Origin of the sequence: Cerasicoccus arenae, assembly GCF_014651635.1 — a bacterium.
In the GTDB taxonomy this organism is placed as follows: domain Bacteria; phylum Verrucomicrobiota; class Verrucomicrobiia; order Opitutales; family Cerasicoccaceae; genus Cerasicoccus; species Cerasicoccus arenae.
Genome location: NZ_BMXG01000005.1, coordinates 68243 through 93870, shown reverse-complemented (window position 1 = coordinate 93870; position 25628 = coordinate 68243). Strand labels below are relative to the sequence as shown.

Annotated in this window: 20 protein-coding genes; 9 read left to right on the top strand and 11 right to left on the bottom strand. The window is 50.6% G+C overall.

All coding sequences use genetic code 11. The features are described from left to right. Nucleotides 1–114 precede the first annotated feature (114 nt). Entirely contained in the window at nucleotides 115–1755 is a 1641-nt protein-coding gene (locus IE065_RS05315; protein WP_189512604.1) for a hypothetical protein, read from the bottom strand. Between the two features lie 150 nt (nucleotides 1756–1905). Between IE065_RS05315 and tyrS the strand changes: the two genes are divergently transcribed. Further along, nucleotides 1906–3087, top strand: a complete 1182-nt coding sequence (tyrS, locus tag IE065_RS05310; protein ID WP_189512600.1) for a tyrosine--tRNA ligase — start codon at nucleotides 1906–1908, stop codon at nucleotides 3085–3087. A 139-nt stretch (nucleotides 3088–3226) separates the two neighbouring features. Here tyrS and IE065_RS05305 read toward each other — a convergent pair whose 3' ends face one another. Both IE065_RS05305 and IE065_RS05300 read right to left on the bottom strand, forming a co-directional pair. Continuing rightward, a complete protein-coding gene (locus tag IE065_RS05305) occupies nucleotides 3227–3556 on the bottom strand; it encodes a putative signal transducing protein (protein WP_189512597.1) in 330 nt (109 codons plus the stop codon). Between the two features lie 165 nt (nucleotides 3557–3721). After that, the gene (locus IE065_RS05300) at nucleotides 3722–4315 is read right to left on the bottom strand and encodes a hypothetical protein (protein WP_189512594.1); all 594 of its coding nucleotides are present in this window, start codon (nucleotides 4313–4315) and stop codon (nucleotides 3722–3724) included. A 232-nt stretch (nucleotides 4316–4547) separates the two neighbouring features. Here IE065_RS05300 and IE065_RS05295 point away from each other — a divergent pair, with 232 nt between their 5' ends. The 4 genes from IE065_RS05295 (at nucleotide 4548) to metX (ending at nucleotide 8296) form a co-directional block, all read left to right on the top strand. Beyond that, entirely contained in the window at nucleotides 4548–5507 is a 960-nt protein-coding gene (locus tag IE065_RS05295; protein WP_194500005.1) for a sodium:calcium symporter, read from the top strand. Between the two features lie 36 nt (nucleotides 5508–5543). Next, nucleotides 5544–5996, top strand: a complete 453-nt coding sequence (locus IE065_RS05290; protein WP_189512590.1) for an SRPBCC family protein — start codon at nucleotides 5544–5546, stop codon at nucleotides 5994–5996. 100 nt (nucleotides 5997–6096) lie between these two features. Beyond that, nucleotides 6097–7011 (top strand): FecR family protein, encoded by a 915-nt coding sequence (locus IE065_RS05285; RefSeq protein WP_189512587.1) that lies wholly within the window; start codon nucleotides 6097–6099, stop codon nucleotides 7009–7011. Between the two features lie 142 nt (nucleotides 7012–7153). After that, on the top strand, nucleotides 7154–8296 hold the full coding sequence (gene metX, locus IE065_RS05280) for a homoserine O-acetyltransferase MetX (protein ID WP_189512585.1): 1143 nt from the start codon (nucleotides 7154–7156) through the stop codon (nucleotides 8294–8296). Nucleotides 8297–8333: 37 nt separating this feature from the next. On the opposite strand, the gene hisG is transcribed toward metX, so the two are convergent. After that, entirely contained in the window at nucleotides 8334–9197 is an 864-nt protein-coding gene (gene hisG / locus IE065_RS05275; protein ID WP_189512582.1) for an ATP phosphoribosyltransferase, read from the bottom strand. Between the two features lie 140 nt (nucleotides 9198–9337). On the opposite strand from hisG, the gene bcp reads away from it, so the two are divergent. Further along, complete coding sequence (gene bcp / locus IE065_RS05270; RefSeq protein ID WP_189512580.1) at nucleotides 9338–9814, top strand: thioredoxin-dependent thiol peroxidase; 477 nt, start codon at nucleotides 9338–9340, stop codon at nucleotides 9812–9814. Between the two features lie 5 nt (nucleotides 9815–9819). Continuing rightward, on the top strand, nucleotides 9820–10548 hold the full coding sequence (locus tag IE065_RS05265; protein ID WP_189512578.1) for a response regulator transcription factor: 729 nt from the start codon (nucleotides 9820–9822) through the stop codon (nucleotides 10546–10548). A gap of 28 nt (nucleotides 10549–10576) precedes the next feature. Here IE065_RS05265 and IE065_RS05260 read toward each other — a convergent pair whose 3' ends face one another. The 7 genes from IE065_RS05260 to IE065_RS05230 form a co-directional block, all read right to left on the bottom strand. After that, the gene (locus IE065_RS05260; protein WP_189512575.1) at nucleotides 10577–11458 is read right to left on the bottom strand and encodes a 5'-3' exonuclease; all 882 of its coding nucleotides are present in this window, start codon (nucleotides 11456–11458) and stop codon (nucleotides 10577–10579) included. A gap of 61 nt (nucleotides 11459–11519) precedes the next feature. Next, the gene (locus IE065_RS05255) at nucleotides 11520–16403 is read right to left on the bottom strand and encodes a beta strand repeat-containing protein (protein ID WP_189512572.1); all 4884 of its coding nucleotides are present in this window, start codon (nucleotides 16401–16403) and stop codon (nucleotides 11520–11522) included. A 100-nt stretch (nucleotides 16404–16503) separates the two neighbouring features. Next, on the bottom strand, nucleotides 16504–19275 hold the full coding sequence (locus IE065_RS05250; protein ID WP_189512569.1) for a type II secretory pathway, component PulD: 2772 nt from the start codon (nucleotides 19273–19275) through the stop codon (nucleotides 16504–16506). A 69-nt stretch (nucleotides 19276–19344) separates the two neighbouring features. Continuing rightward, nucleotides 19345–20259: a hypothetical protein gene (locus tag IE065_RS05245; protein WP_189512566.1), complete on the bottom strand. Its 915-nt coding sequence runs from the start codon at nucleotides 20257–20259 to the stop codon at nucleotides 19345–19347. Continuing rightward, nucleotides 20259–21347, bottom strand: coding sequence for an Amuc_1100 family pilus-like protein (locus IE065_RS05240; RefSeq protein ID WP_189512564.1), 1089 nt, complete (start codon nucleotides 21345–21347; stop codon nucleotides 20259–20261). Before IE065_RS05240 ends, IE065_RS05245 begins: the two co-directional genes overlap by 1 nt. A 6-nt stretch (nucleotides 21348–21353) precedes the next feature. Beyond that, a complete protein-coding gene (gene pilM, locus IE065_RS05235; RefSeq protein WP_189512562.1) occupies nucleotides 21354–22994 on the bottom strand; it encodes a pilus assembly protein PilM in 1641 nt (546 codons plus the stop codon). A 93-nt stretch (nucleotides 22995–23087) separates the two neighbouring features. After that, entirely contained in the window at nucleotides 23088–23702 is a 615-nt protein-coding gene (locus IE065_RS05230) for a hypothetical protein (protein WP_200163410.1), read from the bottom strand. A gap of 171 nt (nucleotides 23703–23873) precedes the next feature. Between IE065_RS05230 and IE065_RS05225 the strand changes: the two genes are divergently transcribed. Further along, on the top strand, nucleotides 23874–24377 hold the full coding sequence (locus IE065_RS05225; protein WP_229792062.1) for an NUDIX hydrolase: 504 nt from the start codon (nucleotides 23874–23876) through the stop codon (nucleotides 24375–24377). Between the two features lie 98 nt (nucleotides 24378–24475). Beyond that, on the top strand, nucleotides 24476–25624 hold the full coding sequence (pdhA, locus tag IE065_RS05220) for a pyruvate dehydrogenase (acetyl-transferring) E1 component subunit alpha (protein ID WP_229792061.1): 1149 nt from the start codon (nucleotides 24476–24478) through the stop codon (nucleotides 25622–25624). The last annotated feature ends 4 nt before the right edge of the window (nucleotides 25625–25628 follow it).

Below are 25628 nucleotides of genomic sequence, written 5' to 3'. Positions count from 1 at the left end.
GGGGGTAAACGTTATTTCTCTCACAAGCAGAAAAGAGAATTCACAGATAACACTCAGCAAATCACTGACTAAGTCAACTGAATTCTTGACCCAAAAACACTGCTCACTGTCTCATTACGGCGACGGCGATGTTGGCCGGGTGAATCGGTAGAGCGCCATAAAGTCACCCTCAATGGGGTCTGCCAGCCGCTCGACATCATATCCTGGCAGAAAACGGCTAATTTTCGCCAGTTCATTGCCTTGAACTAGGAAATAGAAGCTTTCCTTGGCCTGCAAAAGCTGGGGTGTCGTCAGGTGGGGCTGGTCTAGCCCGAGCCCCTCCAGCGCCAGATGATTTTTCACCTCAACCAACATTAAGCGTTCATCCCCCCCCTGCGGTAAAAACAGGATGCCCACTGAATCCCTCGGCAGTTTGCCGTAATGCCAAAGCGGATACGCCGCCAGACGAGTCGAGGCGTAAATGGGCGTTTCGTTGCTTGGTTGCGCGTCTTCCAAATAGTGATGAGCGACTGAATCCGCCCGCTTGCCCTCCAACACCAAATAGCCGAGGCAATATTTCTGACCAATCCAGAGGAACGCCGCGAACACCAACAGCCGAACAGGGATCACACTGCGAGACAGTATCAATGCGACCATGGGCACCCAGCAGATCAGATATGGCATGCAGTAACGCGCCATCATCACCGGCTGCACCAACCAAGACAACGTGACCAAAACCAACGGGAACACCACCAGCCCCAAAGGCGCGGCAAACGTTCTTAAAAAGTCAATTGCTGGCGGCGGCGGGCGCTTGATTCGCACAATGAGCTGCACCGCTAGGAACGCCAGCGGCACCCCGACAAACCACAGTAGCATCTCGTTTCGCAGGAATTGAACGGAAGCCGCAAAGGTCGGGTCAGCAATCCAGGTTGCAGGCGCATCAGCAAAGAGCGATCGTTGCGATTGATACAGTGGAATGAACACCGCCAGTGCAAGCACGCCAGGCAGCAGCGCAGCAACATCCCGCCAGCGATCTTTGGTACGAAAATCAAGCAGAACGTGCGACGCCCCAATCAGCCCCAGCGAAATCACGCCAAAATAATGTACCGAGCAGATCCAGACGCTGACGAGTGCGATCAACACATACCGTAACCCGCGGCCAACTCTTGAGTGAGCGGGCCGAACCAACAGCAGACAAAGCACTGCCACCCCAGCAAACCAAGGGCCGTAAAAACGCGCCTCAAAGGAATGCACAATCAATTGGCCGCCGGTCGTTGCCCAAAAACCGACCGTAGTGACAAAGCACACCAGCCGAGAAAACCGACTCCCCAGCATATAGTAAACACTCACCAGCCCAATGAAAACGCACGCACTGGAGAATGCCCGAAACGCCGATTCCGACACTCCAAAAAACGAGGACCAGCCCTTGAGGGCCATATACAATGCTGGTGGATTATAGTCCCCGCCCTGAGACAAGGCCTCGATCAACGTCTTGCCTGGATAGCCCAGCACCATGAAATACGTGTATAGCTCATCCAACCAGAATTCCTTAGACCAAATATGCCACAACGGCGCTCCATAGGCAACGGATGCCGCGGCAATGATCAACAGCACCGCCAGCGCAATCGCCAACACCGTCACCAACAGCTCGACGCAGCCCACCGCCGATTGCGGCGAGTTTGGTTTGCGGCTACAAACAGCGCACCAGCGAGCCCAGACACTCTCTGCTCGGTCAGACGATGGCGTATCGACCTCCGCTAAGCTAATTGGTTGCATGCCCTAACTTCCTGAATGCCTGAATGCGCAATGCAACCCAATTAGGGGCCTCCAATCGCCAACTCTTCAATAATAGTCGTTTTTCCAAATATTTTAACCCTTGTCCATCGCTGGTGAATGCGCCTTAAATCCACACTTTTCTAAATCCCCATGAGCCGACTCGACATCATAAAGCAGAACATCGACACCATCATTGGCGCAGACGAGCTAATGGAACGCATCCGCAAGGGTAAGAAACTCCGCATCAAGCTCGGCGTCGACCCCACCCGGCCAGACCTCACCTTCGGCCACCTCGTTGTCTTCAACAAGATGAAGCAGTTTCAGGACATGGGCCATGACTGCATCCTGCTCATCGGCGACTACACTGCCACCATTGGTGACCCCAGCGGACGCTCTGACACCCGCCCCGTTCTCACCACCGACGAGGTGCGCGCCAACGCCGAAACCTACCTCGAACAAGCTTTCAAAGTCCTTGACGAAGAACGCACCCTCGTGCGCTACAACAGCGAGTGGTTCAACAAAATGTCCTTTGGCGACACGCTCAATCTGGCCCGTAAAATGACCGTCGCCCGTATGCTGGAGCGCGACGACTTTGCCAAACGCCACGCCAGCAACAGCCCGATTTCTATTGTCGAATTCCTCTACCCGCTCGTGCAGGGCTACGACTCCGTGATGCTTGAGTCCGACGTCGAGCTCGGCGGCACGGACCAGCTCTTTAACATGCTCGTGGGCCGCCAACTCCAGAAAGACGCTGGCCAGCCAGAACAGGCCGTCATCACCATGCCGCTTCTCGTCGGCCTCGATGGAACAAAGAAAATGTCTAAGAGCGCGGACAACTATATCTCCTTCAACCACTCGCCCAAGGACATGTTTGGCCGGGTGATGTCCATCAGCGACGAAGCCATGTGGGACTACTACCGCCTGCTGCTCATGATGGACGAAGAGCGCATCGCCAAACACAAGAACGACCACCCGATGCTCGCCAAAAAACACTTGGCGTCCTCGCTCGTGGCAATGTTCTACTCCCTCACTGACGCCAAGCGAGAGCTGGAGCAATTCGAACAAGTCTTCGCCAAAAACCAGCGCCCCGATGACATGCCCGAGTTCACTTGGGCCTCGCTCGCTGGCCCCGAGCCCACCTACGGCCTCATCAATCTAATGAACGCCACGGACTTTTTCCCCAGCAAAAAGGAAATCCGCCGCCTCATTGAGCAAGGCGGCGTCAAGCTCAACGACGAAGTTGTCTCCGAAACCACACTGATCCTCGACAAACCCGACGACGAAGTCGTCATCCAGGCCGGGAAGCGTAAGTTCTTTAAAATCAAAGGGTAACAGCCCGCATCGCCACTTTTCTTCTTGGTAGCGCTGGCGCGTCCCCGCGCCGCAGTTCCATCCCTTTAGCCAGCATGACGCATGCGGCGCGGCGACGCGCCAGCGCTACCAATGATAATACTGGGAAAAACTCTCAATCTCACTCTACTATTGGAGTCGAACACTGCCAACATTCGGCAAAGCCGCCTTCGTTCTCGGCGCCGCATTGTTTGCATTCCCAAGCAGGCAAATCCTCTGGCTGCTTTGCTGCTTCCTCGATCAGCTTGCGGGCCTCGGCCGCATCTTCCTTCGAAAACACAACGATGTTCGGATACATGACGTAGATCGGGATTTCCGTGGTCATGGACACGGCGTTCCAATTACGGACCATCGTCTTGATGCCCGCATTGCGCAGAACACCATCATAAAGCCCGACCTTCGCCGTGCTAATGTCGCGATAGACCTCGTAGAGCGGTTGTTCCTTACTCATCGCATAGTCGGGTGAATGAATCCGGCGAATTCCATATCACCACGACATAGACGATTTACGACGCGTCATCAACAATTACCCTATCCCAATTGTGATTCATACAAAGGGGATTTCGAAAATGCGGCTTACGCTCGAACGGAAAGCGCTTACTTGAGCACAATAGCTTCAAGCAGCTTGCTTGCGCCTGCGGTGCAGCGCCATCGCGCCAACAGTAAGCAGTAAGGCAATCATGCCAGTTGCGTGGGCTGGCTCAGGAATGACTGCCACAGTAATCGAAGAGAAAACCGCAAAGTTGCTCTCACCGGACAAGACACCCAAGCTGATCGGAACATTGGCCGCCAAAAAAGTATCGGCAGGGAAAGCGGTTTGGGAATTCGCCGATACGATCGTTACCAGCGTATTGTCATCGACGTCATCAATGTAGAGCGGCGATTGATTAATCCGCGTTAGGGCTGAGATCAATTGGACATCCTGATCGAAAGAAATGCTGAAGCTTTGGTTGGGATTGATGCGGTCATTGCTAATGCCAATGCCGTCGGTGCTAACGCTGAAAACGGACGATGACAAACCCACCAGCGGGTCGAAAACGGTGATGGTCAATCCGCTCACGGTATAAGAGCCAGACGTCCCACCAATGATAGGGTCACCACTGGAAATTAGGCCATTTCTTCGCAGATCGTAAGTAATATTCTGTGCTTGAATGGATGGAAGAAATGCAGCAACGAGTAATGCTGTGATGGGGGCTTTAATCATTTTCATAGTGTCAAATTTGAATGTGTTTGCGCGCCTGGAATGGTCAGGCATAATAACAATCAAGGATCTCGGAATTGCCGACGCCAATTCCAGTTAACCTATTACATTCACCGATGCCCCCCCCCCCCCCCCCCCCCCCCCCCCGGGCGGGCGGCAAGTTAAGAATTAGTCAAGCGGGCCTAAGGCGCGGAATAATCTTTCACCAAGGGCGGAAGAGGATTTGTCTATTCAGCTTCGTGTGAATCCAGAGTTTCTCCAGCATCCTGCTTACCTACTAAGCCTATTTCTGATCGCCTCAACGCTGATGATTTGGCGACTGGAGCGGCTGTCGGAAGGTGGCGTCGAGGGCACCGTCCTCGGCAACTTGGTGATGCCCTACCTCTCCGGCCTTGGCAACCTGCTCTTTGTCTTTGTAATCCTGCGCACAGGGCAGTCTGGGGCCGAAGTTATGATCAACTGCCTAGTCAACAACGCGACGAACCTGACTCTGCTGCTCGGGCTGCCGGCACTCATATGGGGCCTGAGCCTAGCCCCCCGAGGCAAAGCCAAAAAAGCCCGCCAGCAAGCGGAGTTGCACCGGCTCGCGCTGCTACTCACGCTGTTGGCGATTTTCTTCTTCGGCGGCATTACGTGGGCGCTCGGTCGAGATGGGACCTTGGACTTTGGTGACGGCCTGGCGTTGATTGGTCTATTTTTCCTCTGGCAGCTTTTCCATGTGTATGAAGTGCTCAAGGAGAACGTCCGCAGCTCAGGTAAATTCAACCCGTGGATGCTGGTTGAACTGCTCCTGCTAGCGATTGGCGGCTATGGACTATATTTCAGTATATCGGGCCTTGTCGACTGGTTGTCCGGCATTGAAACAGGCCTCATTAGCCGGGAAAACATGGGCCTACTGACCGGTCTCCTGATGGCCCTGCCCAACGCCCTGCTATCGTTCTTTTACGGTTCACGTGGCGAGGCAGATGTCGTTTACAGTGCTCAGGCGGGCGACGCCCACGTCTGCATCCCGCTCTGTGTTGGGCTGTATGCGATCATCCACCCCCTCCCCCTCCCTCCAGAGTTCACGCCCGCCATTTTAATGATCGCTGGCGTCGCCGCCTTCCATGTGATCAGCTTGGCGTTGTTCCGCCGCCTGCACCGCTTCAGTGGCCTATTGCTCATAGGCCTATACGGCGCTTTCCTTTATTGGAGCGCGTGAGTTGCAAATCACTGTAGACTGCATTGCCTTGCTGACATGTGGCACTCAATCCGCACAGAGCTAACCCTCCCTCTCCCACAAGAGACCGTGTTCGATTTTTTCTCTCGAGCAGAAAATCTGGAGAAAATCACCCCCACCGAACTTGGATTCCACATCACAACGCCGAAACCCATCGTCATGCGGCAGGATTTGGAAATTGACTACAAGATTCGCCTTCATGGCTTGGCGTTGCGCTGGCGGACGCTGATCCCCGTTTGGGACCCGTCACACGAGTTCGTCGACGAGCAGGTTAAGGGGCCCTTCAAAACCTGGATTCACCGACACACCTTCAAGGCAATCGGGCCAATGGAAACCAAGATGATTGATTACGTGCGGTACGAATTACCATTCACCCCATTTGGCGATTTGGCCTACCCGCTGATCCATCGGCAAGTCAAACGCATCTTTGCTCATCGCAACACGATGATTCCCTCTCTACTTGGCGTTTAGATAAACGGCCTATAAGCAGATTTACACTGCATGTTCGCTCGGTCTCTTCGCTTGACCCGGACTACGATAAAAATTAGCCTTCCGGTAAATTTTTCTCTCTGTGAATACACAATTTCATCGTACTGCTACATTCCGCATCGCCAGCCTTGCTAGTTTGGCGCTGATCATTTTTTCCATCGCGTGGGCCCAAAGCCCATCCGCACCTGCCGCCGCCGCAACCGCCACTATGAAGCCCGCGATCGCACTGGTCGCCCGGGTTACTGGCAACGCAACCTACACTGACTACGCCTTGGGAGAAGAAGGCCGCATTGAACCCAAAATGAGATTCAAGCAAGGGGTAACGATCAATACAGCTTCTGACGCCACTGTCGTGCTCCTCTTTTCCAATGGCTCATCTCTGACCATCAAGCCAGATACCACCTTGTCGATTGAAGAGTACTTGCAGGCTCCTTTGCCTCAAGACGCACCGACTCTCGACTCGCTGGACAAGGAGCCAACCACTTCGAAAACAAAACTTCGCCTTCTCGAGGGTGACATCATTGGCTCGGTTAAAAAGCTAAACACCGAGGAAGGCTCATCCTATCAGGTTGACTCCCCCATCGGCACAGCAGGCATCCGTGGCACTAATTACGAATTCAGCACGAATATCCGGGGCATTGCCACACCCAGCGGGCGCTTCGGCATCGCCATTGGGAACGGCATCTATATTCCTTTAAGCAACAAAGAAGAGGTCGTAGGTGCCTTGGAAGAACTCAATTTCACAGGCGTCTTAAACGGTGATGGCTCAATCACGATCACCAGCATACAGGCTCAAGGCATGAGTGAAGCACAGGCCACTTCCATCAATATATCGGCCAGCCAAGCACAAGCGTTGTTCGCTGAATTTAGCAACGACGACTTCAACCCAGACGCCCCTGGGGCTAAGGGCGGCGAATTTTCAGTTAAAGTCACGCCAACGACTCCTGCTCCCCGAGTAACTCCGGAACAGGGCGTAAACAACAACACTGGACAATAAAGCCGTTCCACCTCAGGCTCTTCACCCGATGGTTAAACAATCAACCGTTCGGGCTGGCTCCAACCACCGTCTAGTCAATTGCTATCGCATTGAGTCTGAACTTGCTTGCCCTTCAGCAAACTGATCCTCCCACGTTGACCCTATGAATGACGCCTCAGCCATATTGGATGCCACAGGCGGCGAGGTAGGCCTCGTTGCTTGGCAGGACTATGTTCACACCGCGCCTTTCACCTGTGAGGGGGGGGGGGCACTGACAGGCTTCACGCTGCGCTACGAAAGCTATGGCCGATTGAACGCCGAGCGGAGCAATGCAATTCTCATTTGCCATGCGCTTAGTGGAGATCACCACGCGGCTGGAGTTCACGATCTGAATGATCGAAAAACCGGCTGGTGGAACACCATGATCGGCCCTGGCAAGCCAATTGACACCAACGAGTATTTTGTCCTCTCCGCCAATTGTCTTGGCGGCTGCCAAGGCTCGACCGGACCTTCCAGCATAAATCCGGAAACTGGCCGCCGCTACAGCTTGGATTTTCCCGTCGTTACCATACGTGACATTGTCCATGCCCAGAAGCTCCTGACCGAGCACTTGGGTATCAAGCGCCTCCACGCAGTCGTGGGAGGCTCCATGGGCGGCATGCAGGTGCTTCAGTGGATGATCGAATATCCGGAAGACGTGCGCCTAGCCTTACCAATGGCCACAACCGCACGCCAAAACGCACAAGCCATCGCCTTTAACGAAGTAGGCCGTAGTGCAATCATGCAAGACCCCGAGTGGCAGGGTGGTGATTATGGCGAGGGCCAAGGCCCGCATGTCGGTCTGGCAATCGCACGTATGATGGCGCACATCACCTACCTATCCGATCGCGGAATGGACGATAAATTCGGGCGCAAACGGCAGGCTGCAGAACGGGCTCGTGAGTTATTTGATATCGAATTTGAGGTCGAGAGCTACCTACGCTATCAGGGCAAAAGCTTCGTGAATCGCTTCGACGCAAATACCTATCTGTATTTCACTAAGGCTCTCGATCGCTTCGACCTCTACGGCAAAAACGGCCGACTCGAAGATCAGCTTGATGCAGTACAATGCAAGACGCTCGTCATCGGCTTTAAGTCTGACTGGCTCTTCCCGCCCAAACAGAATCGAGAAATAGCCCAAGCTCTCCTGCGCTTGGGTAAGCACGCGACCTATGCTGAAATTGACAGCGACCTAGGCCACGATTCATTTCTAGTCGAGGCACCCGAGCTAGAAGCGCTGATCCGCCTGTTTTTGAAGGGCTCATAAGTCATTACGAGTCCTTCATTCAAACAAAGCGGTTTCCTCAATCCGGTACGACTTTGTTCAATGGGTACTCGATAATGCCTTCAGCACCCAGCGACTTGAGGCTTGGGATGATCTCGCGAACAACCTTTTCGTCCAGAACCACTTCAAGCGCAACAAATTGATCGCAAGTCAACGTGGAGATCGTCGGATTTCGCAAAGCAGGAAGTTTCTTAAGGATTTCTGGAACTCTGGACTTCTCAATGTTGAGCTTAAGCCCGACTTTTTTCTCAGCCTCGAGTGCAGACTTCAACAGCAGTGCCATGCTTTCGATCTTGGCGCGCTTTTCTGGATTAGCCCAAGCATCCTTGTTTGCAATCAGCTTGGTGTTGGTTTCCAGCAACACATCAACGATCCTGAGCTTGTTAGCACGGAGAGAGTTACCCGTTTCCGTTAAGTCAACGATCGCGTCGACCATTTCCGGCACTTTAACCTCGGTAGCACCCCAAGAAAATTCAATGTCTGCTTTGACCTCGTGAGCGGCCAAATAGCGCTTAACGATATTAACGACTTCTGTGGCGATCATCTTCCCCTCAAGGTCCTTGACCGTCTTAACAGGTGAATCCTCAGGCACCACGAGCACCCAGCGGCTCTTCACATTGGAAGCCCGGCTGTAGATCAGGTCACAGACCTCGACGACATCTGACCCATTCTCCACGACCCAATCGTAGCCAGTCAGGCCGCAATCGAAGAACCCATGCTCAACATAGCGGCTCATTTCCTGGGCGCGTATGAAGCGACCGTCGAGCTGTGGATCGTCAAAGGACGGACGATAGGAGCGCGAGCTTTTCGCAATCCGATAGCCAGCCTTGCCGAACAGCTTCAGTGTGGATTCTTCGAGACTGCCCTTCGGCAAGCCCAACATAATAAGCGGTTTTTCTGATGACACGATAACGCATGACAAACCGCCACTGGCCCCACAGACAAGCTAATTTTGCTTTGCCTTCGGCAGTCCGCTTAATAGTCTCTGCGCATAACGATATGCATTCACGGTAAATATTGAGGATGAATACGCCGACTCTACTCTCTCCAGGAGAGCAATCTCCAAGCTTCGATTTTCGCTATGCCAATGGACTTCATGGGCATACTGACGAACTGACGGGGCCATATCTCGTGTATTTCTATCCCCGTGACGACACACCTGGATGCACTAAGGAAGCATGCGCTTTCCGCGATAAATTTTCTGATTTCAATGAAGCTGGTTTAACCGTGATCGGCGTCAGCTGTGACGATGAGATCTCCCACGATAAATTCCGCCAAAAGTTCAACCTCCCCTTCCCCCTCGTAGCCGATACCGACCAAACGCTCGTGAACGCGTTTGGTGTTTGGGGTATGAAGAAGTTTATGGGGAAAGAATATGAAGGCATTCATCGTATCTCATTTTTGGTTGGTCCAGATGGCGTCATTCTGAAAACATATCCCAAGGTTAAGCCTGATGAACATGCCGAAGAAGTCCTTCGCGATGCCCACGCCCATTTCTAAATATCATGCCTAAAGAAGCCAAACCCCTCATCTTGATCTGTGAAGACGAAAAAGAAATCGCCGAAATGGTCGCTGACCACCTCGAAGGCGAGGACATGCTGCCCCAAATGTTTCATCGGGGTGAGCACGCGATTCGCTTTCTTAAAAGTAATCACGCCAACCTAATGCTCCTTGATGTCAATCTCCCTGACACAACTGGCTTTCAGCTCATTGAAGAGCTGCGGCAAAATAACATTCAGGTGCCTATTATCTTTGTCACCGCGCACAATTCAGAAGTCAGTAAGGTCAAAGGCCTGGACCTCGGTGCGGATGACTATCTAACAAAGCCCTTCAGCCTGCCCGAGCTCACTGCACGGATTAAGGCAGTTCTGCGTCGGACTGAAACGGCCAAAGACCAGTTGATTACCAACAACGTCGAGATTACTGAAAAGCCCTTCGATTTCTGTGACGCTAAAGTCAACCCCACCCGCATGGAAATTGAATTCCCTGATGGGGCCAGCGAAAAAATCGGCCGCAAAGAGCTCGGAATTATTTCATATCTCGTATCCTATCCCAACACCGTGCTTACTCGGCGGAGTCTGATTCACGCCGTATGGGGGGTCCATGCCGATGTGCGCAGCCGCTCTCTAGACCAATATGTGGTTAAGATTCGCAATCTGCTGACCGCACATGAATGCAACACAGACATTTTCCGCACGGTTCACGGTGTCGGTTACATTTACGACCCAGTTTGACGTACACAGCCCATATTTCTCTAAGTCTCTAAAAGAGTTCCGTCTGCCCATAACGGTCATAGGCCTGCTTGGCTGACTGGTGCATCTCCATTTTCTCTAAAAAGGCAACCAGCTCATTTAGGGCAACTGGCGAACGCGCAAGCACGCCACAGTCATGACTCAAATCCAATGTGACTAGCTGAACATTGCGCCTTAATTCTGCTTCAAAAAATGGCAATTGCTCGCGGAAACGCGGCGGTTTTATCTCTGCTGCATGCGCGAGGATGCCATCTAGTGAGCCGTATTCCAACAGCCATTTTGCTGCAGTCTTTGGGCCACAACCTTTAAGGCCCGGAATGTTGTCTGATGCATCTCCAATCAGTGCCAGATAATCTGGCACAAGCTCAGGCCCCACGCCAAATTTCTGAGCAACACCTGCCGCATCAAGCTTGCGCCAACCAATCCTTGGGTTTGCCGTCGGTGCTGGAAGCAACTGGTAAACTCGACCACCGACGCATTGCCCAAGATCTTTATCCGCACTGACGATGACCACTTCGTCGCCGAGTTTCGCCAAGGTTTCAGCGGCAGCACCAATCAAATCATCCGCTTCAATGCCCCGTTGAGAACGAATCGGGTATCCCAATAGATTCGTCAGTTCACGAATAAGCGGAATTTGCTGCTCCAACGCCTCGGGTGTTTCATCTCGATTTGCTTTGTAATCTGGTAAAATTGAAAGGTGACGATCGGAGCCGCCATCATCAAAGAACACAGCAATGACATCAGGTTTTTCAAGGTCTTCTAGCTTCCACATCGCTTTGATCCAGCCGTGCAGCGCACCAGTGGGCATACCATCCGATCTGGTGAGATCCGGCAAAGCATAGAAGCTACGAAAGGTAATGTTGTAACCGTCAATCAGAAGAATTTTACGCATAGACAAAGAAAAGGCGGACCGTTTCCGGTCCGCCAGTATGTAATTTCAAAAAGCATTAACACTAATTAGTAACAACAATACGTCCGCGCAGGAACGAGCAGTTGCTACTCAGTGGTAATGTTACTCGAATTCGCTGATAACCCGTTGGTACGTTTGCCTGCGAAACACCAGCTGCTGATATTTGGCCGCTTGGGACACTCGTCCATCCCGAAGCGCTCAGTGTCTGGTTGCACTCAAACAGGATTGTCATGTCATCAGGTAACTCACTCTCATTCAGCACTAATACTTCTACCACCAAGTTATCTCCGTCAATTGATGGAACAAAGACAGGCTTCGAATTATCGCTGGTTGAGTCTGTTCCAAAGACGAACTCTTCTAAATTCGTGGCCCCGTCACCATCATAGTCGATAGAAGGATTGATTGAAGTCGGATCAGTCACGCCTTTTTCTGCCATCTTCGTCGCAATAACTGAAGCCGTGGATACAGTTACCGGGATAACAGAGAAGTTTGCTACCAGTGAAGTATCAGCCGTTATCGTAACAACGAGCGGGTTACTGCTAGATACAGTAGAACCAGTCCATCCATTAAACTTTGACCCATCGCCTGGTACCGCAGTCAGTGTGACCAAACTGCCTGATACATAAAGCAATTCCGTTGGATTCTGCGGATCGTACTGCTCTGGATTGATTGTTACTGAACCAGAGCCATTCGTCGATACCGTTAGATTGTATGTCGAAGTAAAGCGCGCGGCGTATTCTGCCGAATCAACTAAAGACTGAGCATAGTTAGCCAAGTTGAACTGACCTTTATTCGCTGCAGCTTTAACTTCAGCATCGGTTGGCTCACGTCGTAAAAGACCAGCAATCAGCTGTGCAACTCTAACACGATTATTAAAATACAGGTCTGGCAAATGATAGCCCCAAGTCTGTCCCTCTGCATTTGCAGCGCCAGGGAAGGCTGTACTGTACCACTTCCCGACAGATGGATCATATATCCCGTTAGTGTTGCTAGTTAACGCTAGGCTAGCTTCTGTGTTACCATTAACAACTCCACCGACTGAAGCGTTGTAGAGAGCAATACCAACCACTGTTTGTGAAAAAGTCGTCGATTGAACACCATACTTATTTTTGATCAATGCATTAACATAGTAGTTCTGAGCCAAAAGAGTCGGGTCAGTCTGACTTGTTCCTTGTGGATCGATCGGTGTAGGCGGGATAATGTTTATTTGTGGGTATTTCTGCGAAAACAGCCCATATAAAGACGCTGCATAAGAATCGATGCCCAATGAATTGAAACTAGTCCACTCAGTCTCTAAATCATCGTAGTCTAACCAATCACCAACCATCGTACGATAAATCTGCGCTGTCTGATAAGGGGCAATAGAACTTGTACTGTTCTTCATCAGATTACTAATGAAGGTGCCACGCGTCTGACCACCTGCCATCGCAGCTTGGGCATCACTCAGTTCCAATGCCGTTGGAGACCGGAATAGCAGATCGACGTAAGTCTGTGTGATGAAATCGGAGTCAGAAATAAGTGGATTGGCATCCGAGACAGTAACTGTGAGCGGTGCCGTAGTCGCCTGAATTCCAATTGAATTCGTGGCTGTTGCACGAACAGTGAAAGTTCCAGGTGTTGAAAAAAGACGTGTGAATGTATACGGTTCGGCATTTAGGCTAGCCTCAGTGACACCATTTACAATGACCTCAACTAAATCGACACTTCCATAGGTCGAACTAGCTTCGAATTCGAAGTCAATGGAATCTCCCGTACCCACATTTGTGTCAACCAGAGGTTCTAAAAAGTCAATGGCAACTACTGAAGACGCTGATGCCGTCACCTGAACAGGCAATGATTGAGCAACGTCATTCTCAATTGTAGTAGCTTCCGCATACACACTGGAAACCCCTACTGCAGAGAAGGAAGTAGAGAGCACATAAACGTCTCCCTCAGCCGTTGATTGACGAGTCGCCTGCCCAAGTAATTCACTGATGTCTTGTCCTGTCGTTGGATCAGTGTACTGACGTATGAATTCGACTTTTGCGACCTGACGATTGGAGTCAACAGTCGCGCTAAAATCCACAAGTTCCCCTAAATCAACGGTAATCGGCCCATCTGGTTGAATAAGGTCGACTACTGGATAGTCGAACGCACGAACTGAAAAGACGATAGGATTCGCGATACCAGTGCGACCCAGTGCGTCAGTTGCAATTGCGAATACTTGATAAGTTCCGACCTCAGGTGCCCAAGATCCATTAATAACTCGTCCAGGGAATCGAGTATTATAAGGACCAGGAGCCGCTATTACGCCCTGAGAGACCCCATTCACAAAGTACTCCACAGACACAATTTGACTGTTCGGACTGCTGGCTTCAGCAAACATCTCGAAATCACCAACAATACCTGGAAAATTAACCGAATCTAGAACGATGCCATTATTGCTGGCCACAGTACCTGTCACGGAATCAATTTTTAAAATCTTCCCATTCTCAATCGTGTAGGTGACCGTAATGAAACCACCTGCCCCATTATCAACTCCGCTTAGGCGAACGGTGCCAAACTTAGTATTCCGGCGCAAATAACCGCTGCCCGTCGTTTCTGGATTTACGAATGAGCCAACGTCCCCTCCTAGATAATCACCAGCAGGAATCTGAATGATGGCAGGTATAAATTGGTCCGTGATAAAGCCATTGGCTGGCGAAGTAATCCGGATGGATGGATCGCCACCGTTGGATACCATCGTAAAACCTAGATTTTTCGTCACTGTATTGCCCTCTATATCTGTCACGGTGAGGGTTATTGTGTAAGTGCCAGAGTTGCTTACGTCATTGGAAACAAAGAATGCGTAGACATTGTTTCCTTGGGCAACGCCAGTAACGTCTTCAAAAACACCAGGGCCATTCAGACGCGCTACTGCTGTATCAAATTGATTCGTGCCAATTTTCGCTATCAAAAAGGAATCTCCTGCAGTCATCAAAGGAATCGTCGTATTGGTCAATGGGTAGATAACATCAATCACCGGCGTTATCTCGAAATCGGTAATGCTACTATCGAAAAATGCTCCATCTGACTGATAGGCACGCACTTGAATGACGTGATTACCACCGGTTACTTCAAAAAATGATGGATCAAATCCAATTGGAAGGTTAGCTTGATAGGAATTGCCGCCAACGTTCGTTAATTGAGCAAAGACCACTCCATCAACAAATACCTGTGCGTTACTAACCGTGTTACCAGTGCTCGCAATGATAGATGCCGTTACATTAAAGGATGCAAAATTGCCATTTATTGTCTGACCCGATGTTGGGCTCGTAATGGTTATAGTAGGCGCAGCACCAAAAACAGTAATTGTTACATCCTGAAAGTCAGAACCAGCTGTATTAGATGCCTCGACAGAAACGGTAAATGTGCCGCTATTTACGGGGAAACCGGAAATTAAACCAGTATCTACATCAATGCTTAGACCACCAATGGCAGCAATGCCAGTAGCGTCGAACAACGTAGGGCTGTTAATCGCAGTGATTTGATAATTAAAAGCACGTCCAACCACTCCTGCAGCAGTGGTAGAGGATGTGATTACCGGGATAATCTCATCAATAGTAATGACTACATCTAAAGTGTCTGTTCCAAATGCATTGGAGGCAGACACAGTAACTGTGAAAACGCCACTATTAGTCGGCAATCCTGATATCAAACCCGTCGCTGGACTGATAATTAACCCACCAATATCGTCCAAGCCATCTGCATCAAAAGAAGTAGGCGTATTAGTCGCAGTGATCTGGTAATTGAAATTCTGATTAATAACACCGCTAGCTGCTGCAAGAGATGTAATGACTGGAGGTTCAGCGTCGCTAACTGTAATTGTCAGTTGAGCAGAATCCATTCCCGCACTATTTGTGGCTGAAATGCTAACTCCATAGGAACCGGGTGTTGTCGGAACCCCTGAAATGACACCAGTGTCGGTATTGAAATTTAATCCACCAATTGCTCCTAGGCCAACAACTCCATAGGAAGTTGGCGTATTTAAAGCGCTGATCGTGTAGTTGAAGGCCGTCCCAACGAAGCCCTCGGCATTCAGACTAGAGACAATCACTGGAGCGACGACCAGCTCATCAATGGTGATGGTTAAATTTTCCGTATCGTCACCAAAATCATTCGATGCAGATATAGTCAGATTAAAGACACCAGTTGTGGTAGGCGTACCGCTAATCAGTCCCGTTTGTGTCGAGAAAACAAGGCCAGAAATGGCATTCAACCCAGTGACACCATAGGAGGTTGGATTATTCGAAGCGCTAATTTGGTAAGTGAAAGCGACCTCCTCTGTCCCCGATGCCGTTGTTGACGAAGTAATTACTGGGAGTTGCGTATCGAGTACACTAATTGTAAGTGTATCACTATCTGAACCAGTGGCATTGGTTGCGGAGATAACGACATCAAACGAACCAGAAGCCGTTGGAGTCCCCGATATAATTCCAGTATTTCCATCAATGCTTAACCCCAATGCGCCAAGTCCAACTGCACCATAACTGGTCGGGTTGTTAGTCGCGACGATCGTATAACTAAACGGCTCATTCACCAAAGTATTCACCGACAATGCAGATGTAATCACTGGGGCCGGATCGAGTACACTGACGGTAACCGGATATGCTTCACTGGTCTCGTCTAGATCATTGGTGGCAAAAACATTGAAGATGTAGTCACCAGCAACAGTAGGCGTACCACTAATATTCGCCCCTGAGCGACTCAGCCAGCTTGGCATACCTGAAGCTCCATAGACAACAATAGGCCCACCGCTCGCCGTAATCGTGTAGTTGAAGGCCACGCCGACTTCGCCCTGTGGGTTTGCAGGGCTATCAACAACCGGCACCGCCGCGTATGCTGCACCCGAGGCAGTTAACAAGGAGAGGAAAAATAGGAACTTTGAAAATGACCAAGCTGAGTTCATTGGACGATCTTACGATTTAGTAAAGAATTGGCGTGCTCGCTTAACTGTATGACCTGTGTTGTCTGTCTGTAGAAGCGAACGCATGAGATTAATGTGTTGCCTATTCGCGAATTGCACGGCTGACACCACCACCAGGGGTGACAACAACTGGGCTCTGGAAAAGTGAATTGGCTTCAACCGTACCGATTGATTGACGAGCAGGCGACCCTCCGGGGGAGATCAAATTAGCAGTAACAAAGATAAGCAAATTGCGCTTTTGAGCCGTTTCACCCTTGTTCTGGAATAAACGACCTAAGAATGGGATATCGCCCAAAACTGGAACTTTGTCTTCAATCGTCTTGATTTCCTCACGAGTCAAACCACCAATAACCACCGTCGCACCATCAAAAATAGTGACTTCAGTGCGGACTTCACGAGTCGAGAAGATCGGTTGGAAGAAACCGGAAGGGACCGTAACGGTCGTGCCACCAGCAATCGCGATACTCGGGCCACCGTATTCAACAAAGCCTTCAAACTCCGTGACGCGTGGCTCAAGTTTGAGTGAAATGTTGTCGTTTTCTTCGACTGTAGGCGTAACTTCCATTTCCACACCAACGTTACGGACGGAGAAATCTTGAGGTGTTCCAGCAGTGATCGCCACCGCAGCACTACTCGAACCACTTACACTGAGGCTACTACCACTCTGTGAAACTTCGGCTTCGATATCACCGTAGTTCTCTGGATAACGTAGTTCCTGAGCGACAACAATTTGTGCGGTGCGACCGGAGAGAACTGTCAGCTTAGGAGCACTAAGCAGATCGCTTCCTTCCTGACGTTGCAGGGCATTTACAGTCAGATTGACATCTACGCCTTGGATAACACCCATGAATGAGCCCATGACTCCACCCAATGCGCCAAGGTCAATGGCATTTGGTATGTCTGGTGCACCGGCAGAAACATTCTTAGTAACGGTGTTTGTAATGCCAGTAATTGGGTTCGTGGAAGTCGTGTCGATGGAGATGTTCGAGTCCTGTGTGTTAATGCTGAAGATATTGTCCAACGTCTGATTATCAGTGCTGAACGAATTGCGACCGCTTGCACTCTTTACGCTCCAGTTGAAGCCGAGTTCGTCGAGGTTACCCTGAATGACATCCAAAAACTTTGCTTCAATTTCAACTTGCTTGGTTTGGTCGTAGCGGCGCAAAATATTACGCATTTTTTCAAGATTTTTAGGAGTCTGGGTCACGATCAGCTGCGTGCCGTCAAAGGCGAGGCTTGCACCTGGCTCATTGAAATCTACACCAGCCCGAGTGAAGAAGTTACGAAGGGATTCTTCGTCGTCACCTGAACTTGGGCCAGTTGGTGCAGAAGGAGCCGAAAACGGATCAGATACTGCAGAACTGGCACCGCCGCTATTACCACCACCGGTAAGGCGGATGATAACCGAGCGGGCAATTGGGAAGAACTCGGTTTCAAGGCGAACATTACCACCAGTGTCACCTTTCGAGACGATTACGGTTTCATCGCTAATATCCCAAGTATAGCCCACTGATTCTGTTGCAAAATCCAAGATTCGGTCGAGCGAAAGGCTACGGAGAGTAATATTAACCAATGGATCGGCACCACCGGTGTTGAGGAGAACAATGTTCACACCTCGATTCTTCTCTTCAGCATTTACGTCCGGATCATATTCTACAGATAGCTCGGAAAGCGTTTCAATCACACGAGACAATGGAACACCGGAGAAGCTAACTCGTGGGATATAAATAGAACGCAACTTTTTCAAAACTGGTGCAACGCCATCAACAACAACAGCAGGGCCTTCCAGCTCATAAACCTGTGGACGCTGCCAGCCGCGGGCAACCTCTTCCAGCATTTGGTCACGTGTTTTGGCATGGTCCAGCCAAGCGGACTTCTGTAGCTGTTGCATGATTTCCATTTGCAAAGCCTTAGCAGCAGGATTCATGGCGTCACGCGCTTCAACTTCACGTAGCTTGGCTTGGGCACCAGGATAGTCTCCGTAAAGCATCATGGCGCGGGCAGTTACTAGGATGTTATCAACTGCTTCAACCTTAGCGACATAATCTGGGCTGATCAGCCCAGGATCTTGGCGCCATGGATTCATCTGCAATTTCTTCACCTGCTTCTCAAAGCTAGCGAGACGCTCATCATCGCCTAGTGTGTCGCGGTAAGCTTGCAAGGCCGCTAAAGCAGCAGTCACGTTATTATCGTCAAGTGCTTCTTCGCCAGCAGCGAGAATGATGTCTCCGCGCATGTTGCGGATGTCTTCAAGCACGAATTCCGTGGAAGTAGACTCGGGAATGGAATTCTGTGCGGCCTCAAGGATGGCGTCCGCCTCGTCAGCACGACCATTTTCAATGAGGACAGAAGCGTCGGCCATTGCCTGTTGACCTTGTGCTACTGCTTTTTGTTGCTCACTTGCAGCAGCGGCCATAAGAAGGTCGACATCACCACCGCCGGTCAAGAGGACCTCTGTAGTAACCTCTGTACCATCGTCATTCGTGATTGGCACTACAGTCGTTGTGTCGGTAAACGTGACGTCACCCGGCTCAAAATTGGTAACATTGGCTGCTTGCCCATAAATGGTTGGCTGCCCGGTGCCAAGACGTTCGATGTCCTTATTGACCGAAGCAAGCAAGCGCTGCACGTTCTGGTCATCCGGATTTATGCGAAGTAGATCTTCCAAGTTTGCCTTTGCGGCGGCGAGGTCACCGGCTTCACGTGCACGGAGCGCAGTCGCCATAAGGCGGATTTTTTCTTGGGTTTCGCTGCTCTGGGCATGAACCTCAGTCATGCTGAGTAACGCCGATGCAATGAGGGCGGCAACGGCGAAAGTGGATGCGAAGCGATGGAGTTTCCGGAGTCGTTTCATGATTCGTTAGTTAGCAGGCAACGGCAGGAGATTGCACGTCGAACTTCAAATTTCATTTAGGAGTATCACTTAATTTTGGAACAAATTGTCAAAATCACTAGGAATTTCACTTTGAGGTGAATTTTCTTCTGTGATGTCATCTGATCCCAAAGGTACGGAGGGGGTTGTCGAAGCAACGGTAAGGGTTTCTATTTCGAGAGGTTTCTCGTCAGCAAACGTTTTTTCGACGGAAGCCGTTTGCTTGTCAAAAGCAAATTCAAGTAATTTAAAAGTAACGTCGGCCACAACTTTGCTATCCCCGGTCTTTTCCCATGTAAAGTTTTGCTTTGGATATGGGTTCATTGTCTCGAAATTCAATTGATAGGAATTCGGGATGAATAGTTGCTCGTCGGTGGTCAGAACAATCGACTCGCCACTGGCCAAATCCTTGATCGTCACCTTTGGCATGCGACGGATGGTGCCATTGTCATTGATCAGCTTCTCCACCTTGAAATCCACAATTTCCGCTTCGTGCTCGGGGAACTTGTCACCGACCTTTCCGCGGAAGGAATCGCCAGTCTCGTTATCAAAGAAGGAAATAGAAGCGTCCCTGTCTTTACCGGTGAGAGCAGTTGCGTAGCTCTCCAATTGAATGCGGTATAGCTCCTGCTCGATGGAAACAAACTTTAGACCAAATGGAATGACTTCCTCGGGTGGCTTTGGTGGAGCGAAATCAAATTTCTGCTCATCTTCAAACCACCAGATTTTTGGTGGAGTAAAGACATCATATAGCTCGTACCCTTTCTCATCCTGGGGAATGGGGTCGTTCCATACCCCACTCTGCGTTACAACCTCTGGGATTGCGAGCACCTCGTAATCCGATCCCATTGGACTCGATGGAGTGAGCGCTTTGTCCTGTGCTTGCTGCGTGGCATAGTAGGCACCGCTACCAGCTAGGGCAAGAACACCGACCGCGAGGATGATTTTATCGTAAAAGCCTTTCATTAGGATAGATCCCCCTCTCCGTCATCGTTAGTCTCATCGTCTTGGGAAACCGTAACGGTAATGTATTCCAAGACTACCGTAAATTCCGAGACATTCTCTTCAACGATCGGCTCTTTGTCCGGCCCAACGTCAGCAACAGGCGCAGAGTCATTCTTGCCCGCACCGCCAAGATCACCAAAAAGGGCGAACGGCGAGGCTGGTGCCGCTGGGGCTGAAGCCGAGGCAACGTTTGCGCTGGCTTCCAATGGCACGGTTTCAACAGAACGAACCACCAACGGAATTTCGAATTCTTCGATTTGCTTGAGGAAAGAGCGGAGATTTTCCGTGTAACCAGTGAAAACTACTTTAAAAGAGAGCGTCTCCACCGCACCGTCCACTCGAGCAGTCTCACTGCCAATACGAAATTCATCCGCCTTCAGGACTGGGCCAGTATTAGTGCTATTTCTAGTCGTCGCCCCCGGCGCTGGCTTCGGCAACTCAACCGGACCACGCACTACAGACACCAAATCAATGGGGCGTGTGTTGAAGAGTTTCCGTAAGATATAGGTTAGAATTTCCTTCTGCTGGTAAATCACGGGCACATCGGCGTCCTTGGGTGGCTCACCAGAATCAATGTACCGGCTGAAGCCAAAAGCGAAATTTGCCGGGATGCTTGTGCTTGGAAGCGTTTCGCCTTCTTCTTGCATTTTAGCGACCTCTGCGTCACTGGTTGCAATTGGTATCGTGCGCTTGGCAACCTGAGCGAATTCATCGCGGTAAGCGCGAAGCTGGAAAAGCATTTGAGTACCACTGGTAGGCGCTTTACTACTGATCAGCCCGGGTTTTTTGCCCAAAGTCGACTTGACCTGCTTTTCAAGCGCATTGGACAAGTCCTGCACATTTTTCTCGGCTGTTTCAATATTGGCCTCGGTTGGTGCTGGTTCCAGAGCCAGCGCTGAACGCAGTTGACTATTGCTAGTGGAAACCGATTTCTTCTCCGCCTCTACTTTGGACTGGAGCATGAAGTTCATTACAACCCCGCCGATGAACAGCAGTATGAACAGCGTAAGCAGCACGCTGAATACCGGGTTCTGTTTAAAGAATTTCATAACAGGTTACAGGGGACGTTCAGGGTTGATAACAAGAGTAAAGTCAAAAGGCAGGATACGTGGATTGCCCTCATCGAAGTGAGTGTTCTCCACCGAAATGATGAACTCGGAGGCCTTGAAGCTCTCCAGCAGACTGTTTACACGCTGATAAGCGCGCTGATAGCTTTCCGTCGCATTATTCTCATCCCAATCTTTAATGAGCATACGGCCAGACAACTTCAAGTTGCCAGTGGTTTGGCGATTCAGCTTGAGGTCTTCCAGCCAAACATCCTGCACAGCTTGCAGACGATCCTGCAAATCACCAAAGAAGGTAATCCAGTTTGAGCGAGAATTAACCAGGCTTTCCAAATCAGAAATATTTGCCTGCAGCTTCACGGCCTTTTCTTGTAGTTCGACAATCTCTTGGTGGGCCACATTCAGCGGGGCCACTTGCTGCTTCAGGAACTGCGCCTCTTCCTTGTATACCTCAGTTGCTTTGAGAGAGCCCAAAATCGGCGGAATTGTCGCCAAGGCGAGACAGGCAGCGCCAAGCAGGATGAACGGCTTTTGTTTGCTAAAGCGCATCGAGTCCGCCAGATGCTGCGGAAGCAAATTGATGCTGACCGCGTCCGGTGTGGACATACGAGCCGCCTCACCAATAACTTCGCTCAACACGTGTTGATGCTCTTCGAGTTCAACCGCATCTACACCAGAGCCAACCTCGATGCCGGCGATTGGGTCAAAATACTCTACTGGTATACGTTGGCTTTGCGCCAATTGCTCGGACAGGCCTGGCAGCAAGGCAGCACGACCAGTCAACAGAATGCGCTTAGGTGCCTGAGCTCCCTTTTGGCGACGGTAGTTGACGATGGACCGTGTAATTTCTTGGCTGATCTTTTTCTGGAAATTTTGCGCGTTGGTTTGGAGGACCTGAGCGCTCGGGTCATCTTGCTCGTAGCTGGATTGACCAGAGAAAAATGCAATTTTGATCTGCTCCGCTTCAGTGAAACTCTTGCCCAAGCTATCTGCGAGGTTCTGAGTCAGCGAATTACCACCCAGCGTGATGTTACGGATAAAGAAGCCCTGATCGCTAATGAAGAGCAGATTAGAAGAACGAGCACCGATGTTGATCAGCAGCGTGTCGTCGCCATCACTTGGGTAGCAAAGCCGGTAAGCATTGTAATCCAGCACTGAAGCCGCTTCCACGCACGTCGGCGTAATTCCCTGCTTCCGCAAGTCGGCGCAAAATCCGTTAATGACCTCGGACTTGACGGCAATAACGATAACCTCGGTTTCCACTCCATCGTCAGCGATGACCTGATGGTCCCAAACGACTTCGTTGAGTGGGAAAGGTATCTTGTCCTGTGCCTCAAAGGCAATCATCTGTGCGCGTTTGGACTCGTCCACGTGAGGCACCATGATCAGCTTGGTTAAAAGCTGATAACCGGGCACGATCATTATCGCCTTATCGCCACCCTTTACCTTGGCTTTGACCTTGCGAATCGCAGCCATCACTGCGGGCAACCAGTCGTTCTCCTCGGTGTAATCGTAATCGAGGTCTTGGTGGGCGAAGCTTTCGAGCACCAAGCCTTCTTTGCGTTCACTGAAAACCGAAGCGGTCACATGACCAGCTCCACAGTTGATAATCAAATTCTTAGCAGCGCTCATGAACGGGGAAAGGGGCCATTTGAAAAGAGATTTAGTCGAGCGCAAGCATAATTCACTACCGGCGCGTGCAGAATGTATATCACCATCAAGAGTTTAATTCTCTTCTTTGCGAATAAAAGGCGGGCGATTTTCACCGCGCTCGCGGTAACCATTACCAGAAAGGTACCCTGGAAGCAGGATTCCCTCTGAGGCGTTAGACGCCTGATTTTGCATACTTTGGATCGCGGTTGGATTACGCAAATTGGAGGAAGCGCGATTGCGGACGTTTGCCTGACTGATCGGAATCTGTGAATTATCCACTTCAATATCGATATACCAGAACTCAGGCTCTTTGCCGACATTGTCACGTTGGGCAATGTCATAAGGGAGCCAGAAGCCAATCTTGCGGCTCTTCTTCACCTCCATCGTAGCAATCACGACTTCGGAGATATGGAAAATAAATTCACCCGACTTATTGGGATGAGGATAACCCATCAATAGCGACACCTTAACGTCATCCACATATTTGGGATTCGTGGCCTCAGGATTTGGGTTCACCTGACCTTCTAATTCAATCTCACAGAGATAGTCTTTGTAAGCACCTTCTTTGCTGTAAAACTTGACGTTCTTGACTGTTACCGGGTCTTGGGTTTGAGCCGACAATTGTGAAAATGCCGGACCCAGAAGAAGCGAAACGAGGATAAAAAGAGAAGGTATACGGGGATGCATCCTGCATGGTAAAAGAGAATCAACCACTCGAATCAACAAGAAAACGCTGTTAATCAACCAGATGGCCCAATTTTGTCCCTAATCTGTTGAAATTTGCCGTTTTTTCGCCTCCTCATGCACATTGCATGCAAAAAAGTTGCTTCGCCCTCTTCAAGCCCTTCCCATACTCATGTGACCGAAATTGCCACCCTTCCTTTCAAAATCAGCGTCCTCGTTTTTTTGCGTTCCGAAGATGGACGACTGCTGTTAATCCAGCGCCGTAAAGCACCCAATCTCGGGTGCTGGAGTCCGATTGGCGGCAAACTGGAAATGGCCCTCGGAGAATCCCCTTTCGAATGTGCCGTGCGCGAAGTACACGAAGAGGTCCAATTAAAAATCGCAACAGACGATTTACACCTCTTCGGTTACGTCTCTGAAAAAAGTTTCGAGGGTTCCGGCCACTGGTTGATGTTTCTCTTTGACTGCAAAGTAACCATTTCCGCCCTCCCCCCCGAAATTGACGAAGGCCATTTCGCATTTTTCACGCGAGAAGCCATCAACACCCTCGCAATCCCACCATCCGACCATCAACTCGTCTGGCCATACTATGACTCCCACCGCAAACGCTTTGTTGCCCTGCGCGCAGATTGCCATCCTGGCCAAGAGCTGGAAATTGTGGTTGAACAATCCCTGTAGTGTGCGAAACTGCGCCGCTTTCCCGCAATATCTGACGAGTGTCAGGCGAGAAATACACCACTTCTAATAGATTCATCCATCCGAACGATCACCGCACCGTGACCGCCAAAAAAAAGTCGAAGACAATAAACAAAGCTGAACGCTGGCAGGACGTAGATGTCCATGAGCTAGCTCAGCTGGAAATCAATCAACGCCTCAGCACCGACGAAAAAGTCCGCCTTTACACCGACATGGTGCGCATCCGGCGCTTTGAGGGCCGCAGCTTGCGTTCATACCAGGCCGGCAAGATTGGGGGATTCCTCCACCTTTACGAAGGCCAGGAAGCAGTCGCAGTAGGCACCATTTCGCTACTTGGGGCCGACGACCATGTAATCACCGCATACCGCGTACATGGCCACGCCATCGCGGTCGGCATGGATCCCAAACCCATGATGGCCGAGATGTATGGCAAATACACCGGCTGCGCCAAGGGCAAAGGCGGCTCCATGCACATGTTTGCGCCTGATAAGAATTTCTGGGGCGGGCATGGCATCGTCGGCGGACAGATTCCCCTTGGTACCGGTTTAGCATTCGCGCTCAAGTATCAGGGCAAAAAAGGTTGCTGCCTCGCCTACATGGGTGATGGCGCAATCAATCAGGGCGCTGTCCACGAGGCCTATAACCTCGCCGCCCTCTGGAACCTACCAGTCATTTTTATTATCGAAAACAATGCCTACTCAATGGGCACCAGCCAGGAGCGTTCTTCCGCTTTCCCTGACTGCCTCGCCCAACGTGCTGAAGCCTATGGCATGGAATGGGACACCGTTAACGGCAACATCCTTTACGACGTTCGCGCCAAGACTTACGAAGCCATCAAACGCGCCCACGATGAATCTCGCCCAACCGTGCTCGAGATCTTCACCTACCGCTACCGCGGCCATTCCGTGGCCGACGCAAATGCGGAGAAGTATCGCTCCAAAGACGAGATCATCGACTACAAGGACAACAAGGATCCGATCACCCTTTTGCGCAAACAGTTCATCGAAGAAGGCGTCCTGACAGAAGAACAGGCCAAGGAAATTGATAAAGCAGCCAACGAGGAGGCCAACGAAGCAGCCGAATTCGCTGAAAAATCCCCCTTCCCTCCTGCAGAGTCCATCCTCGACGACTCCTACTGGAGTAGCGACAACAAGGGACAAGACCCCGAGATTGATGAACTCAATCAGGGCCGGTTCGTCTTTGAAGACGGCGGAATCTTCGACAAATAATTTT